General features: G+C 59.8%; 15 protein-coding genes. 14 read left to right on the top strand and 1 reads right to left on the bottom strand.

The window, feature by feature from the left end; all coding sequences use genetic code 11:
- Nucleotides 1-58 precede the first annotated feature (58 nt).
- Nucleotides 59-757 (top strand): Crp/Fnr family transcriptional regulator, encoded by a 699-nt coding sequence (locus EOE18_RS01615; RefSeq protein ID WP_127705499.1) that lies wholly within the window; start codon nucleotides 59-61, stop codon nucleotides 755-757.
- 148 nt (nucleotides 758-905) lie between these two features.
- Here EOE18_RS01615 and EOE18_RS01610 read toward each other — a convergent pair whose 3' ends face one another.
- Nucleotides 906-1598 (bottom strand): OmpW/AlkL family protein, encoded by a 693-nt coding sequence (locus tag EOE18_RS01610; RefSeq protein WP_127705497.1) that lies wholly within the window; start codon nucleotides 1596-1598, stop codon nucleotides 906-908.
- A 289-nt stretch (nucleotides 1599-1887) separates the two neighbouring features.
- On the opposite strand from EOE18_RS01610, the gene EOE18_RS01605 reads away from it, so the two are divergent.
- From EOE18_RS01605 to EOE18_RS01545, 13 genes are all read left to right on the top strand, one after another.
- The gene (locus EOE18_RS01605) at nucleotides 1888-3288 is read left to right on the top strand and encodes a glycosyltransferase (protein ID WP_127705495.1); all 1401 of its coding nucleotides are present in this window, start codon (nucleotides 1888-1890) and stop codon (nucleotides 3286-3288) included.
- 37 nt (nucleotides 3289-3325) lie between these two features.
- Nucleotides 3326-4078 carry an NAD-dependent epimerase/dehydratase family protein gene (locus EOE18_RS01600; protein WP_127705493.1) on the top strand — a complete coding sequence of 251 codons (753 nt, stop codon included), beginning with the start codon at nucleotides 3326-3328 and terminating at the stop codon, nucleotides 4076-4078.
- An 11-nt stretch (nucleotides 4079-4089) separates the two neighbouring features.
- Nucleotides 4090-5304 carry a class I SAM-dependent methyltransferase gene (locus EOE18_RS01595; RefSeq protein WP_127705491.1) on the top strand — a complete coding sequence of 405 codons (1215 nt, stop codon included), beginning with the start codon at nucleotides 4090-4092 and terminating at the stop codon, nucleotides 5302-5304.
- Nucleotides 5304-6059: a glycosyltransferase family protein gene (locus tag EOE18_RS01590; RefSeq protein ID WP_127705489.1), complete on the top strand. Its 756-nt coding sequence runs from the start codon at nucleotides 5304-5306 to the stop codon at nucleotides 6057-6059. Before EOE18_RS01595 ends, EOE18_RS01590 begins: the two co-directional genes overlap by 1 nt.
- Before the next feature lie 160 nt (nucleotides 6060-6219).
- Nucleotides 6220-7881, top strand: coding sequence for a cytochrome-c oxidase, cbb3-type subunit I (gene ccoN, locus EOE18_RS01585; protein WP_127705487.1), 1662 nt, complete (start codon nucleotides 6220-6222; stop codon nucleotides 7879-7881).
- An 8-nt stretch (nucleotides 7882-7889) separates the two neighbouring features.
- On the top strand, nucleotides 7890-8651 hold the full coding sequence (ccoO, locus tag EOE18_RS01580; protein WP_127705485.1) for a cytochrome-c oxidase, cbb3-type subunit II: 762 nt from the start codon (nucleotides 7890-7892) through the stop codon (nucleotides 8649-8651).
- On the top strand, nucleotides 8648-8821 hold the full coding sequence (locus EOE18_RS01575) for a cbb3-type cytochrome c oxidase subunit 3 (protein ID WP_127705483.1): 174 nt from the start codon (nucleotides 8648-8650) through the stop codon (nucleotides 8819-8821). The genes ccoO and EOE18_RS01575 overlap by 4 nt, the downstream gene beginning before the upstream one ends.
- Nucleotides 8811-9734 (top strand): cytochrome-c oxidase, cbb3-type subunit III, encoded by a 924-nt coding sequence (gene ccoP, locus EOE18_RS01570; protein WP_127705481.1) that lies wholly within the window; start codon nucleotides 8811-8813, stop codon nucleotides 9732-9734. The genes EOE18_RS01575 and ccoP overlap by 11 nt, the downstream gene beginning before the upstream one ends.
- A 1-nt stretch (nucleotide 9735) precedes the next feature.
- Entirely contained in the window at nucleotides 9736-11193 is a 1458-nt protein-coding gene (ccoG, locus tag EOE18_RS01565; protein WP_127705479.1) for a cytochrome c oxidase accessory protein CcoG, read from the top strand.
- 25 nt (nucleotides 11194-11218) lie between these two features.
- On the top strand, nucleotides 11219-11698 hold the full coding sequence (locus EOE18_RS01560) for a FixH family protein (protein WP_127705477.1): 480 nt from the start codon (nucleotides 11219-11221) through the stop codon (nucleotides 11696-11698).
- Nucleotides 11698-13842 carry a heavy metal translocating P-type ATPase gene (locus EOE18_RS01555; protein ID WP_127705475.1) on the top strand — a complete coding sequence of 715 codons (2145 nt, stop codon included), beginning with the start codon at nucleotides 11698-11700 and terminating at the stop codon, nucleotides 13840-13842. The genes EOE18_RS01560 and EOE18_RS01555 overlap by 1 nt, the downstream gene beginning before the upstream one ends.
- Nucleotides 13839-14030, top strand: a complete 192-nt coding sequence (gene ccoS, locus EOE18_RS01550) for a cbb3-type cytochrome oxidase assembly protein CcoS (protein WP_127705473.1) — start codon at nucleotides 13839-13841, stop codon at nucleotides 14028-14030. Before EOE18_RS01555 ends, ccoS begins: the two co-directional genes overlap by 4 nt.
- Entirely contained in the window at nucleotides 14027-14257 is a 231-nt protein-coding gene (locus EOE18_RS01545) for a hypothetical protein (RefSeq protein WP_127705471.1), read from the top strand. Before ccoS ends, EOE18_RS01545 begins: the two co-directional genes overlap by 4 nt.
- The last annotated feature ends 61 nt before the right edge of the window (nucleotides 14258-14318 follow it).

Here is a 14318-nt window from a genome sequence, read left to right as displayed (position 1 = left end):
GGTTCTGTCGCAATCTAGCCATTGCCGCAACGCGGCAAGGCTGCTAGTCCTTCCCATTATGTCAGCTTGCGATCAATGTCTTGTGCGCAACCGCGCCATCTGCTCGGCCCTGGATAAGGACGAGATCGAAGCGTTGAACGCCATCGGGCGTCGGCGCACACTGGTGGCGGGTGAAAGCCTGATCTGGGAAGGCGAGGATTCGGTCCTTGTCGCCAATGTGATCGAGGGCGTGCTGAAACTGTCGACCGGCACCGAGGACGGGCGCGAACAGATTGTGGGCGTGGTTTACCCCAGCGACTTTATCGGTCGCCCCTTTGGCGGGACCACTAACCATGGTGTGACGGCTTTGACCGATGCGCGGGTCTGCGTGTTCTCGCGCGGGGATTTTGACAATTTCGCCCGTGAACATCCCGCGCTGGAGCACAAGCTGTTGCAGCGCACTTTGGGCGAATTGGACCGCACGCGGCGGTGGATGCTGTTGCTGGGGCGTAAATCGGCCAGTGAAAAGGTCGCCAGCTTCCTGCTGGAACTGTCCGAGCGTATGGCGCCGGTCACGTGTGAAGGCGTGCAGGATGGCAAGGCTTCGCGCTTTGTGCTGCCGTTCAGCCGTCAACAGATTGCCGATGTGTTGGGCCTGACCATTGAAACTGTCAGCCGCCAGTTTACGCGTTTGCGCGGCGAAGGGATCATCGATCTGCCTTCGCGCCGCGAGGTCGTCATTGCCGACCGTTTCGCCCTGACCGCAGAGGCGGGCTAAACTCTCATTAGAAACATGCCGCCCGCCTGCCAGAGCCAGTAGGCAGGTCAGGCGGCATGCGCCCGACTTGACCCAAGAGAGGAGCGGGGCTTTTCAGCTCCGGGAAAGGGTCTAGGGACCCGCTCCGCCCTTGGGATCAGCCGATGCCTTAGAAGCGGTAGGCTACACCCGCGCTCAACACCCAGGGGTTGAGCTTGTGGCGGGTAACCAGCGCCTGCGTGCTGCCAGCATAGAAGGTGGCATTGGTGTCCACCCAGTACTTCTTGGCATCCAGAGCAAGGCTGTAGCCATGGCCGATGGCGATATCGACGCCAGCCTGTGCGGCAATGCCCAATTCGCTGGTCATCTTGGTGCGGGTCACGCCCAGAGCCGACTTCACCGCAGCGCTGGGTTCATCAGCCACCACCAGGAACAGCGTGGGGCCAACACCGACATAGGGCTTGATACCGGCGGTCAGCGGCAGGTGATACTTCACCGTCAGCGTGGCGGGCACGATATAGATCTTCGAGGCTGCTTCGGTACCCTTCAGCGCGCCCGAGGATACGGTCACGTGATGGGCGGTGACGCCGGCGATGGTTTCCACCGAGATGTTCTTGGTTGCGAAATATTCGATGGCCACGGTGGGGGTGACATTGTCGCTGGCCGTGGTGTTGGTGATGGCGGCCGTGGTCAGGCCCAGAGGGTCCTTTTTGACTTCCTTTACCGCGCCATCGGGCAGAACGGCGGTGGCCAGCACCTTGAACTGGAACTTGCCTTCGGCATTGCCTGCCTGCGCGGCGGTGGCCGAAGCTGCCATCGCCAGAGCGGCGGTTGCGGCGGCCAGTTTGGTGATCTTGTGCATGATGCCTCATCCTTCGCCGCTATGCTCGCCCCTTGCGAGCCGTTCCCCTGCGGCGTTGAAGCCCGTTTGGGGCAAGGCAGAGACGCTGGCATTGATTAGGCGCAACGGTAAATTTGACCCTGCGCAAATGCAGCAGATTCCTGGGTGCATTGCGGCGCAAAAGCGCAATTTTTGCGGGTTCTGGGGTTAATACGGATCTGTTGTCGGCAAAATCGGAAACCATGCCTGTTTAAACCTTGCTTAGTGGAATGGCGCTGTGACGGATGGTTGCCATTCGGGAGGCAAGAGTATGATCCCCAAGATATTCCATTTCATTTGGGTTGGCGATGAAAGCCGACGGCCTGATAATTGCATTCGTACATGGCGTGATGCCCATCCCGACTGGGAATTTCACATTTGGGGAAACGCCGAGTTGGAAGCAATATCATGGCGCAATGCCCATCATATTCGCCAAATGATGCAGCGTGAACTCAATGGCGTAGCAGATATGATGCGCTGGGAGATTCTTTTTGCGCATGGAGGGGTCGTCTTTGATGCAGATAGTATCTGCATTAATCCACTTTCAGAGGACATGCTGGACTGCGAGGCTTTTGCTAGTTGGGAGAGCGAGATTGCTCGTCCCGGCCTAATCGCTGCAGGCTATTTCGGAGCGGAAAAGGGCAACCCTTTCGTTGGGGCTATCATCGAAGATATTGCCGCGTCACCTACTGTGGTTGATAAGATGGCGTGGGAGACTGTGGGCCCTTGGCGCTTGACAGATTGCTATCGTCGCTTTGCGTATACGCCCTTAAGAATATATCCTAGCCACACGTTTATTCCGCGGCATTTCACAGGTTTGCGCTATACAGGCCGTGATAAAATCTATGCCCATCAACTATGGGGCTCAACGCAAAGTGGGTACGAAGCCCTGCATTTGATCGATGATGAAACATTAGTTAAGTTGGCGCAGGAGGATTACTTACTGCCAGATCTCAATGCTATGATCGAGCGAGGAGGTGCGACGGAACCCTGTGATTCTTCTGTGGCGGAACCGCTTATGGGGCGTGAGGATGATTCCGTGACGACCTCGGCGCTGGAACTTGTACACGCCCCTTATTTCTTGCAACGGGTTGATGTTAGCACGGAATTGATGGGGTTGAATCGATTGGCAGTGCTGGGCGCTATGTGCCAAGGTAAGAAAGTATTGCACGTCGGCTGTGCCGATTGGCCTATAACCGATCCCGCAACGTCTTTGCATGTTGCATTGGAGGCCTATTGTTCCGAACTGGACGGCTGCGATCCTCATGTAGAGGCGCTGGACCAGTTGCGCCCATTTGTGAAAGGTCAGCTTTATAGCGATCTCTCTCAAGTAAGAGGTCATTATGACATTGTGCTGGTTCCTGAAGTAATGGAGCATGTCGCAGATGTTCAATCGTTCCTAGCGCAGATCGAGGCTATCGATGCAAATTGCTGCTTGATGTCGGTGCCTGACGCATTTCAATGCGGGAAACGTCATTTTGATTATGTGGAAACTGCCGGTACCTTCTTTGAAGCCGTTCACCCTGATCACAACGTATGGTATACTCCGTATACATTTGCCAACACGATACAAAAATATTCTCAATTCGATATTCAGAAGCTTTGGTTCTTCAATAACATATCACTTCTGGCTTTGATGGTGAAGCTGCCAGTTCAGGCGATGGCTGCATAAATTTAAAAATGAGTAATTTTGAGTATAGGGCGCCAGAATAATTCTGGCGCCCTATAGCCATATTGTATGGTTTGCCGGCCATTCCAGCGTTACTTCGGCCATCAATGATCCCTATGGCGCGCTGTATAACAATTGCCTCAATCTGGTCCGTTTGCGGGAAAAGGCACCGGAACACGCGCGGCTGATCTATGCCAGCTCGGCCAGCCTTTATTCGACCGCCCAACATGACGTGGCCAGCGAACTGCCCTTGGCGCGCGAGAGCGATCCGCTTTATGCCAATCTCAATGCCTATGACATGTCGAAATTCGTGTTCGACTATATTGCCAAGGGCTTCCTGAAGAATTTTTCAGGCCTGCGTTTGGGGACGGTCTCGGGCTGGTCGCCCAATCTGCGCCGGGAATTGCTGTTCAACGCCATGAATCTGTCTGCCCAGGAAAAGGGCAAGGTGATGGTCGCCAATCCGCAGGCCTCGCGCAGCATTCTGTTTCTGGATGATCTGTTCGAGGCGGTCTGGGCCTGCATTCGCCTGCGAAAGCTGAAGGATGGCTTTTACAATCTGGCCAGCGCCACCGCCACCGTTGGCGAATTCGGGCAGGCAATTGCCTCGCATTATGGCGCGCAGCTGGAATGGATGCCGCCCTCGCTGACCTATTCCTTCCGGTTGGATACGGCCAAGGCGCAGGAAGAATTGGGCATCACCTTCCGCGGTGATCTCGATCAGCGCTGCCAGCAATTCCTTTCCCAGTTGCAGGCCGCCCAGCCTGCTTCTTCCCAGTCCCTTGTAGCGTGAAGAAGGTATCCATGTCCTGTCTGGCTTGCAACGCAACCGATCTGTCTCTCTCGCTCGATCTGGGCAGCCAGCCTTTGGCCAATTGCCTGCTTGAAACGGCGGACAGTCCCTATGCGCGTTTCCCGCTGGGGCTGATGTCCTGCACGCAATGTGGTCATGGGCAATTGGTGCATTTCGCCCCGCCCGAGGATCTGTTTGTCGACTATCTCTATGCCAGCGGGACGAGCCGTTCCCTGGGCTATTATTTCGACTGGTTTTGCGATGAGGTGAAGAAGCATTTCGCTCCTGGCAGCGACGTGCTGGAAATCGCCTGCAATGATGGTTCGTTGCTGGGACGACTGGACAAGGCTGGTTTCAACGTTCTGGGTGTGGACCCTGCGGCCAATCTGGTTGATGTCGGGCGCCGCGAAGGGCTGGAGATCCTGTGCGAATTCTGGCCTTGCGAACAGGCCATCGCCCAGCGGAAATTCGATCTGGTGGTCTGCATGAATGTGGTGGCGCATACGCCTGATCCAGCGGGCTTCCTGCAGGGCGTGGCCGATGTGCTCAAGCCGGACGGTGTGTGTCTGGTGCAGACATCGCAGGCGCATATGCTGCGCAATGGTGAATTCGACACCATTTATCACGAGCATTACTCCTTCTTCACCCCGCGTTCGATGGAAGCGCTGGCCGCCCGCGTCGGATTGGAACTGCGCCACATCCGTTTGACCGATGTGCATGGCACCAGCTTCGGCTTTCTGCTGACCAAGCCGGGTTGCAGCCGTGATATCACCCGTTTCCTGACCGAGGGTGCCTTTGCGGTGGAACCGGAATTGCAGCGGGAGGATCTGGCGCAACGCATTTCCGGTGATGCGGCCCAATATACCGCCTTTGGCGATGCAGCGCGCGCGCGTATGGAAAAGGTGGCCGCTATTGTAGCCAAAGCCCGCGCACAGGGCCGTCAGGTCTATTTCGTCGGCGCGGCTGCCAAGGCGATCACCTTTATGCATGCAGCCGGCATTTGCCCCGATCGCGTGTTTGACGAGGCACCCTTGAAGGTGGGGCGTTTCATCCCCGGTCTGGGCGTGCCGATCGAGCCTTTGACGGCGCTCGATGCGGCGGGGGATCCTTTGATCGTTATTTCTGCGTGGAACTTCCGCCAGGAACTGGCCTCCAAAGCCCGCGCCATCGCCGGGCGGGATGACCTTTCCTTCCTCGTCTATTTTCCTGAAGTGGAAGAGTTCTGATGCGTACCGTTATCACCCATTTCTATAATGAGGCCTATCTGCTGCCTTGGTGGCTGGACCATCACGCCGCGATTTTCGACCATGGCATCCTGATCGATTATGGCTCGGATGATGGCTCGGATGATGGCTCGGATGATGGCTCGGTGGATATCTGCCGGCAAATGGTGCCGCATTGGCAGGTGGTTCGTTCGCGCAATCTCCAATTCGAATCCATCGCGGTTGATTTCGAAGTGATGCAATATGAAGCCAACCTGCCCGGTTGGAAGATCGCGCTGACCACCACCGAATTTCTGTGCGGGGCGAACTTGCCCATGCTGGAACAGGCGATCGAGCAAAACGGGTTGCAGGGTGCCTATCTGGAATGGGCGCAGATGGTCGATCCTTTCCCCGATGTCGAGCCGGTAGCCAGTGTGCCCTTGGTGCGCCAAAAGCATCACGGTTTCATCCCCGAGCCAACCCATATCGGGCATGGCCGTCTGTATCACCGCGCCTCGATCGGCGCCTATTTGCCCGGTCGCCACCAGTCGCATCTGCCGCATATCGCGCAGGCCAATGGTTCGGGCACGATCTTTTGGTATGCCTATTCGCCATGGAACGACCAGACCCTGCGCCGCAAATTGCAGATCAAGTCGCAGATTCCCGAGAATGATCAAAAGGCCGGTTTCGGTTTCCAGCATTTGCGTGATTCGCAAAAAATGAACGAAGACCGCATGGCGCTGCTGGGCAGGACCACCGATCTATCCCATTTGATCTGAAATCGTCTATTTTTGACCGACAGAAGGGGGCGACAGGCTTGATCTGGCGCCCCTTTTCCCGTTGTGGGGCATTAAACCCTCCGTTTTGACGGGTATCAATGTTACCTCGCCTTCTCTGTTCCAATGCGGAACCCTCATATCAACCTGAGAGGGAAGGCTCATGGTTACCGTTATTTCGCGAGCCGGCATATGGCTCGTGCTCCTGCTCCTATCCTTTGCGGCCATGCTTGCCGCCAAGGATAGCGGCTTCGCCATCCATATGGGCGTTTTCGCCCTTGCGGCCCTGATCGGCCTGTGGGTTTCTATTTCCAAGCCGGACTATAGCCGTCTGGCCAAAGGTCTTGGGCCAAAGGCGCTCGCGGATAACACCCGTTATTATGACGATGTGATTCGCTGGGGCGTGATTGCAACGGTGTTCTGGGGCATGGCGGGTTTTCTCGTCGGTCTGGTCATCGCGCTGCAATTGTCCTGGCCCGATCTCAACCTTGAACCTTGGCTCAACTTTGGCCGCATGCGCCCACTGCATACTTCTGCGGTGATTTTTGCGTTTGGCGGCAATGCGCTGTTGGCCACCTCGTTCTATGTCGTCCAGCGCACCTGCCGCGCGCGTCTGGCTTTCGAGCCGCTCGCCCGCTTTGTGTTCTGGGGCTATCAGCTGTTCATCGTTCTGGCGGCCACCGGCTATCTGCTGGGTATCAGCCAGGGCAAGGAATATGCCGAGCCTGAATGGTATGTCGACATCTGGCTCACCATTGTGTGGGTGTCCTATCTGGCAGTGTTTGTCGGCACGATCGTCAAGCGCAGCGAGCCGCATATCTATGTGGCCAACTGGTTCTACCTCTCCTTCATCATCACGGTGGCCCTGCTGCATCTGGTCAATAACATGGCCATCCCCGTCAGCTTTCTGGGCAGCCAGTCGATCAGCTTCTTTGCCGGTGTGCAGGGCGCGCTGGTGCAGTGGTGGTATGGGCATAATGCTGTGGGCTTCTTCCTGACCGCAGGCTTCCTTGGCATGATGTATTATTTCGTGCCCAAGCAGGCCCAGCGTCCGGTCTATTCCTATCGCCTGTCCATCATCCACTTCTGGGCGCTGATCTTCCTCTATATCTGGGCTGGCCCGCACCACCTGCACTATACGGCGCTGCCGGACTGGGCGCAGACTCTGGGCATGGTCTTCTCGATCATGCTGTGGATGCCCAGCTGGGGCGGCATGATCAACGGGTTGATGACGCTGAACGGCGCATGGGACAAGCTGCGCACGGACCCCGTGCTGCGCATGTTCGTGATGAGCCTTGCCTTCTATGGCATGAGCACCTTCGAAGGCCCGATGATGTCGGTGAAGGCCGTCAACAGCCTGTCGCACTATACCAACTGGACCATCGGCCACGTGCATTCGGGCGCCCTTGGCTGGAACGGCATGGTGACCTTTGGCGCCATCTATTACCTGACGCCGCGCCTGTGGGGTCGTGAGCAGATGTATTCGCTGCGCATGGTCAACTGGCACTTCTGGAGCGCTACGCTGGGTATCGTGTTCTATGCCGCTTCGATGTGGGTGGCCGGTATCACGCAGGGTCTGATGTGGCGTGAATATGGCGCCGACGGCTATCTGGTGAACAGCTTTGCCGATGCAGTGGCTGCTATCCACCCGATGTATGTGCTGCGTGCCTTTGGTGGCCTGCTCTATCTGGGTGGCGCTGCGGTGATGGCCTATAACGTGTGGCGCACCATCGCCAAGGGCGACATCCGCAACGAAGCACCGCTCTACAACATCGACCAGAACCGTGATGCGGACCGTCCGCTGACCGCTGTGCCTGCTGAGTGAGGTGAACCATGTCTGGACAAACCAAACAACCTTTCGCCTGGCACGGCGCGCTGGAACGCAACATCACCCTGTTGGGCGTGTTTGCCTTCATCGCGGTGCTGTTCGGCGGGATTATCGAAATCGCCCCCCTGTTCTGGATCGATAATACGATCGAAAAGGTGAAGGGTGTGCGCCCCTATACCCCGCTGGAACAGGCCGGTCGCGACATCTATATCCGCGAAGGCTGCTATCTGTGCCACAGCCAGATGATCCGTCCTTTCCGGGACGAGACCGAACGCTATGGCCATTACAGCCTTGCCGCGGAATCGATGTATGACCATCCTTTCCAATGGGGCAGCGAACGCACCGGTCCCGATCTGGCCCGCGTGGGCGGCAAATATTCCGATGCGTGGCACGTCCAGCATCTGACCGCGCCGCGCAGCGTGGTGCCGGAATCGATCATGCCCAACTATGCCTTCTTGGCTAAGAACGAGCTGAAGGTTCCCGACATCCAAGCCGAGATCAAGACGCTCAGCCTGACCGGCGTGCCTTATACCAAGGAAGACCTGGCCAAGGCCGCTGCGGACCTCAAGGCACAGGCCGACCCCAATGCCGATAGCGCCGATCTGATCAAGCGCTATCCCAAGGCACAGGCCCGCGACTTTGACGGCGACCCCAAGAAGCTGTCGGAAATGGACGCGCTGATCGCCTATCTGCAGGTGCTGGGCACCATGGTGGATACCGAGAGCGCTGCCGCTCAGGAACATCTGGCCAAGGAGAAGGGGCGGTGAGCAATCCTGACACCTACCAGAACCTGCGCCAGTTTGCCGATAGCTGGGGGCTGTTGGCCATGGTGATCTTCTTTGTCGCGGCTTGCGCATGGCCCTATCGGCCCGGCGGACGCAAGGCGGGGCAGGAAGCGTCCACCATGATCTTCGAGGAGGACGATCATGTCCGTTAAGAAAATCGACGAGCCCACCGGCACGGAAACGATGGGCCATGAGTGGGATGGCATCGAGGAACTCAACACGCCGCTGCCGACATGGTGGCTGTGGACCTTCTATGCCTGTATCGCCTTTGCCATTGGCTATTGCGTGGTCTATCCGGCCATTCCGGGCCTGAAAGAAGGCAGCCATGGCACCGCTGGCTGGACCAGTCGCGGTGATCTGGCCAAGGAAATGGATGCGGCCAAGGCAGCCCGCGCGCCCGTTCTGGCCGCGCTGGATGCCACGCCGATTGAAGACCTGCCCAAGAATGCCGACCTGATGGCCAAGGCCGTCGCGGGCGGCAAGGCAGCCTTCAAGGTGAATTGCGTACCTTGCCATGGCTCGGCCGCGCAGGGCAGCGTGGGCTTCCCCAACCTCAATGACGACGACTGGCTGTGGGGCGGCACGCTGACCGACATCCAGCAGACTCTGACCCATGGTATCCGCCAGCCCGGCGACATGGAAACCCGCAACAGCGCCATGCCCGCCTTTGGTCGGGATGGTATCCTGAAAGCCGCCGAAGTACAGGATGTCGTCAGCTATGTGCGCAGCCTGTCCGGTCTGGAACCGGCCGGTGCGGCGGCCCAGCGGGGCAGCGCCCTGTTTGCCGCCAATTGCGTGGCTTGCCATGGTCCCGAAGGCAAGGGTAACCGCATGTTCGGTGCCCCCAATCTGGCCGACAAGATCTGGCTTTACGGCGGCGACCGCGTGGCGATCACCAACACGGTGACCAATGCGCATGCCGGTGTGATGCCTGCATGGAACACGCGCCTTGACGGCGCAACCATCAAGATGCTGGCCGCTTATGTGCACAGCCTTGGTGGCGGTGAAAACTTCAGCCAGCCCGCAGCCCCCGCTGCGGCAGAGGCGGCCAGCGGAGGCCAGTGATATGACGAACATGGACCCGAAGGGGCAACCCAAAGCTGCTCCCAACCGGCTCCATGCGGAGCGTCAGGCCGTTTACCCTCGTGCGGTAAACGGCCGGTTCCGGAAACTGAAATGGGCGGTGATGGTGTTCTGCCTCGCCGTCTATTACATTACCCCATGGCTGCGCTGGCACCGTGGGCCTTATTCTCCCGACCAGTTTGTGCTGATCGACCTTGCCCATCGCCGCTTTTACATGGGTGCGATCGAGATCTGGCCGCAGGAGTTCTATTTCGTTGCCGGCCTGTTGATCATGGCCGGCATCGGCCTGTTTCTGGTCACTTCTGCTGTCGGGCGCGCATGGTGTGGCTATGCCTGTCCGCAAACGGTGTGGACCGATGTGTTTCAACATGTTGACCGCTGGATCGATGGCGACCGCAATGCGCAGATCAAGCTGGCCAAGGCGCCTTGGGGGGCGGCCAAGACGGGCAAGCGCCTGTTCAAATGGTCGATCTATCTGGCGATCAGCTTTTCGACCGGCGGCGCGTGGATTCTCTATTTCGCCGATGCGCCCACCTTGTTCATGGAGTTTTTCCGTGGGGAAGCGGCGCCGGTAGCCTATTCGACCGTCGCGGTCCTGACCGGCACCACGCTGTGGCTGGGCGGTTTCATGCGCGAACAGGTTTGCGTCTATATGTGCCCATGGCCGCGTATCCAGTCGGCCATGCTGGATGAAAAGAGCCTGATCGTCACTTATAAGGACTGGCGCGGCGAGCCTCGTGGCAAGAATGCGAAGGCCAGCCCGACACCTTTGGGTGATTGCATTGATTGCGGCCTGTGCACCGCTGTCTGCCCCACCGGCATCGACATTCGCGAAGGGCCGCAGATCGGCTGCATCACTTGCGCGCTGTGCATTGACGCCTGCGACGATGTGATGGCCAAGACCGGCCGCCCGCGTGGGCTGATCGATTATGCCACGCTGGAAGATGGCGAACGCGAAGCTGCTGGCCAGCCCGCCACCCCGCATTGGAAGCTGATCTGGCATCCGCGCACTTTGGTCTATCTGGGCCTGTGGTCGGCGATTGGGCTGGGGCTGCTTTTCGCTCTTGGCACCCGCCAGCATATTTCCATCGCGGTCAGCAAGGATCGCAACCCGCCCTATATGATCCTGTCCAGCGGCGACATCCGTAATGCCTATGCGGTGCGTTGGAAGAATATGGAAGGCCGCCCGCGTCCGATGGAACTGACGCTGGATGGCGTGCCCGGCGCGACCATGTGGAGCGAGGATATGGCCAAGGCGAATGCCGCGCGCAAATTGACGCGGATCATTCCGGCCGACACCACTTTGCCGCTACGCATCTATGTGTCGGCTCCGGCCAATACGCCTGAACAGAAAATGGGCTTCACCTTGCGTGCGCTCGACAGTGATGGCGGTGTGACCAGTTACGACACCCGTTTTGACGCGCCCGAAGCGGTGCATTGACCGTTTCCGCCGAGGAGTTCCCCCGATGTCGCATCCTCAAGCCCGCAAGCCTTTCCGTTTCACCGGATGGCATTTCACCTTCATTCTGGTCGCCTTCTTTGGCGTGGTGATCGCGGTGAATGTCTATATGGCCACTTTGGCCAGCGGGACTTTCAGCGGCGTGGTGGTGGAAAATTCCTATGTCGCCAGCCAGGATTACAACCGCTGGCTGGATGAAGCGGCGCGGGAAAAGGCGCTGGGCTGGCATGCCAGTGTGACGCGTATGGTGGACGGGCGTGTACAGGTGCGGATGAGCGGCAGCGAAAAAGCGCCTCTGCCCGCCAAGGCGCGCCTGTCGGGCGAGGCATGGCATCCGCTGGGGCAGGAGGCCGACCGTGCGGTCAGCTTCCGCCAGCAGGCCGATGGTTCCTATGTCTCCTTTGATCCGCTGCCCGCCGGTCGCTGGCGTCTGCGGCTGCGTCTGGATGGTGATGGTCACGTCTGGCGCGGGCAGGAGGTGTTGTAATGGCCTCCCGCGCTCCACAGGTCCGCACGGATGAGGCGACCACCGTGCTGGTGGTGCCCGGCATGCATTGCGCAGGCTGTATGGGCAAGGTGGAGCGGGCTTTGCAGGCGACGGCGGGTGTCCATCATGCCCGCGTCAACCTGACCGCCCGGCAGGTGAGCGTGGGCCATGACCCCGCGCTGGCGCTGCCCGATCTGGTGGGGGCTTTACAGGCGGTCGGCTTTACCAGCCAGCCCCGCGCCGAGGAACTGGCCCCACCGCCCAGCTCGGTCAAACCCTTGCTGGCACCTTTGGCGGTGGCGGGCTTTGCCTGTATGAATGTGATGCTGCTCTCGGTTTCGATCTGGTCGGGGGCGGAAGGGTCGACGCGTGATCTGTTCCATCTGTTGTCGGCGGCGATTGGCGTTCCGGCGATTGTCTATGCGGGGCGGGTGTTCTTTGTTTCGGCATGGAATGTGTTGCGGCGCGGGCAGACCAATATGGATGTGCCCATTTCCATCGGCGTGCTGCTGGCCACGGGGCTCAGCCTGTATGAAACCTTGCGCCATGGCGATGAGGCTTGGTTTGATGGCACGCTGATGCTGCTACTGTTCCTGCTGGCGGGGCGGGTGCTGGATGCGATGATGCGCGACCGCGCGCGTTCGGGCGTGGATGCCTTGCTGCGTCAGGCGGCGACCGGCGCGATGGTGGTGGCCAAGGGTGCGGTTGAATGGGTGGCGGCGCGCGATCTGGTGCCCGGCATGGTGATGCGCGTGGCGGTGGGCGAGCGTCTGGCCGCCGATGGTGTGGTGGCATCTGGAGCAAGCCGTTTTGACCAAAGCCTGCTGACCGGCGAAAGCGCGGCGGTGTCGGTTGGTGTGGGCGATGCGGTGCACGCCGGTATGCTGAACGTCGGCGGGCCGGTGGATGTGCGCGTGGTGGCCACGGGCGCGGATACGACTCTGGCCGAGATTGCCCGCGCCATGGAGGCGGCAGGCCAGCATCGCAGCGCCTATGTGCGCATTGCCGACCGCGCTAGCCGCCTTTACGCGCCCGCCGTGCATACGCTGGCGGCGCTGACCTTTGCCGGTTGGATGCTGGCGGGGGGCGGGCTTTATCTCAGCCTGAAGATCGCCATAGCCGTTTTGATCATCACCTGCCCCTGCGCACTGGGCCTTGCCGTGCCGGTGGCGCAGGTGGTCGCGGCCAGCGCGCTGATGCGCGGCGGGGTGATGGTAAAGGATGGCAGTGCGTTGGAACGTATGGCGCGGGTCGATCGCGCTTTGCTGGACAAGACCGGCACGCTGACCATGGGCCGCCCTTTGCCCGATGCCCAGGTGCTGGAGGCTTTGCCGCAGGCGGCGGCGGGCGTGGCTTTGGCTTTGGCCAGCCATTCACGCCATCCTTTAAGCCGCGCTTTGGTGGAGGCTTTGGCGGCGCGCGGCGTGTTGGCGGCTGATCTGGCCGAAGTAGGCGAGGTAGCGGGCGAGGGCGTGCGTGGCCTGTGGCAGGGGCGCCCTGTGGCTTTGCGCCGCCCCGATGTCGCGGGCGGGGGCATGGCCTGCGCGCTGGATATGGGTGATGCGGCGGTCTGGCTCATTCCCTTTGCCGACCGGTTGCGCCCCGATGCCAAGGCGGCTTTGGGCTGGCTGCGCGAACTGGATGTGGAATGTTCGATCCTGTCGGGCGACCACGCCCCTGCCGTGGCCGAAGTGGCGAGGCTGACGGGTCTCACCGCGCAATCGAGCGCCTTGCCCTCCGACAAACAGGCCGCGATCGAGCGTTTGCAACATGCGGGGCGCCATGTGTTGATGGCGGGCGACGGCTTGAACGATGGCCCTGCCTTGGCGGCGGCGGATGCTTCCATCGCGCCGGGCACGGCCAGCGATGTGGGGCGGCAGGCGGCGGATTTTGTGTTCCTGTCCGATTCGCTACTGGCCATTCCGCGTGCGGTGGCAGGGGCGCGGGCCACACAGAAAGTGGTGCGGCAGAATTTCATTCTGGCCATTGGCTATAATGCTTTGGCGGTGCCTCTGGCCATGGCGGGCCATGTTACGCCCTTGATCGCGGCGGTGGCCATGTCCACCTCCTCCTTGCTGGTGATCGGCAATTCCTTGCGCCTCAATCTGATGCTGCGCATGCGCAAGTTTGAGCAAGAGCAATGACGGGTCTGGCCTTCCTGATACCAGTGGCGCTGTTGATGGGCTTGGCGGGCCTGTTTGCCTTCTTCTGGTCGCTTAAAAACGGCCAGTATGAAGATATGGACGGGGCGGCGGCGCGCATCCTGATCGAGGATGACGAGCCTTTGCCGCCCGTTCTGGCCAAGCCTGCCGGAGATGGGGCGCAGGGATGAGTTGGGTCAGGTTTTTCGGCATTCTGGCGCTGCTACCCGCGGTGTTCAACATTTCGCCCGCATCGGCCCATGCGGTGACGATGGTGCCGATCTGCACCGGCGATGGCGTGTCGCGCAGCATCGCTATTCCCGCCTCCGACCGCGACATTCCCGGCAAGCAAGTGCCCGGCTGCTGCACCAAGGCCTGCCATACCGGCGAGCGCAAAAGGGCCAAGCGCTGCTGTTGAAAATCTGGGCGTGCTTGACCTCGCGCAAGGATGGGCGGGACAATTTGTCCTAATCCCCCGC

It is taken from the genome of Novosphingobium umbonatum (assembly GCF_004005905.1).
In the GTDB taxonomy this organism is placed as follows: domain Bacteria; phylum Pseudomonadota; class Alphaproteobacteria; order Sphingomonadales; family Sphingomonadaceae; genus Novosphingobium; species Novosphingobium umbonatum.
The sequence above is the reverse complement of the archived record's forward strand: the minus strand, read 5'-3'. Positions and strand labels throughout refer to the sequence as shown.